At 47.3% G+C, this 1,206-nt stretch carries 2 protein-coding genes; one reads left to right on the forward strand and one right to left on the reverse strand.

What is annotated here, in order from left to right; genetic code table 11:
- A partial coding sequence (locus A2517_RS07220) for a non-canonical purine NTP pyrophosphatase (protein ID WP_294895571.1) occupies window positions 1-228 on the reverse strand: 228 nt, incomplete at its 3' end.
- A 100-nt stretch (window positions 229-328) separates the two neighbouring features.
- Between A2517_RS07220 and A2517_RS07225 the strand changes: the two genes are divergently transcribed.
- The coding region (locus tag A2517_RS07225) for an MFS transporter (RefSeq protein WP_294895572.1) at window positions 329-1,206 on the forward strand (878 nt) is incomplete at its 3' end.

Genomic DNA, 1,206 nt, shown 5'->3' on the forward strand with positions numbered 1-1,206 from the left:
ATCGACACTGATACCGCTGTCATCGGCAATCACAATCGCCTCGGAATCATCCAATGCCGCATAAACCGCACGAGCTTTAATCAACGCATTTTCTTTAAAGGTATCACCGTCTTCGATAATCTCAAACCCCTCTATCAGCTCGGTATACGGAAAAACCTCCCGATCATGAAGTAATTCAATAATCTCACGTACTTTTCCTTTGTTGGAAGTGGCCAGTACAACTTTCATTTCATTCCTTAGATTAGTCTTAGCAATATTTTCAGGGCCATCCGCCTAAAAAGCGAATGTACTATAATGACGAAAATTTTAGCTCATTTAAGGTGACAACGTGTTTAAAACAGTTCTCCCGCTCTCCGCGATCCTTTCACTCCGATTTTTCGGTCTTTTTCTCGTCCTTCCGGTACTCTCTGCTTATGCCTTAAATCTCGAAGGTTCAACTCCCTTTCTCGTAGGTGTTATCGTCGGCGGTTATGCCCTCACCCAAGCGATCTTCCAAGTACCGTTTGGGGTAATGAGCGATCGTATAGGCCGCAAACCGACACTCCTCGTCGGGCTCGTAATTTTCTTGATCGGTTCGATCATCTGTGCCGTGAGTACCGATATCTATACGCTGATGGCGGGACGTTTTTTACAAGGAGCGGGTGCCATCGGTGCCGTTATCCCCGCCATGATCAGCGATCTCGTCCATGAAGAATCCCGTGGTAAAGCGATGGCACTTATGGGGGGAACAATCGCGATCAGCTTTGCCCTAGCGATGGCGGCGGGTCCTGTTATCAGTGCGTATGCGGGTGTTGCATCACTGTTTTGGATCACTGCGATCCTCTCGATTTTGGCAATGCTCGTCCTCTTTACGAAAGTCCCTACCCCTCCGCGTATCCGTCATATTTATCACTCTACCACTACCACGGCAGACATTTTGAAAGATCCGAATCTACTCAGTATGATCATCACCAACGGAATGCAAAAAGGGTTGATGACCGTCGCGTTCGTCCTTATCCCCATTTTACTTTTAGACAGTGCGGGTGTGTTCAAATGGGAGGCCAAAGAGCTGTGGCAAGTGTATGTTCCTGCCATGTTTATGGGGCTACTCGCTATGGGGCCTGCGGCGGTATTCGGTGAAAAATACAACAAACCGCGCGAAATATTTTTGCTCTCTATCGTCTTCTTTATCGTCTCTTTTACCCTTATGGGGTTTGCAACCAAAAG

The sequence above is a fragment of the Sulfuricurvum sp. RIFOXYD12_FULL_44_77 genome, from assembly GCF_001830725.1.
GTDB lineage: Bacteria > Campylobacterota > Campylobacteria > Campylobacterales > Sulfurimonadaceae > Sulfuricurvum > Sulfuricurvum kujiense_A.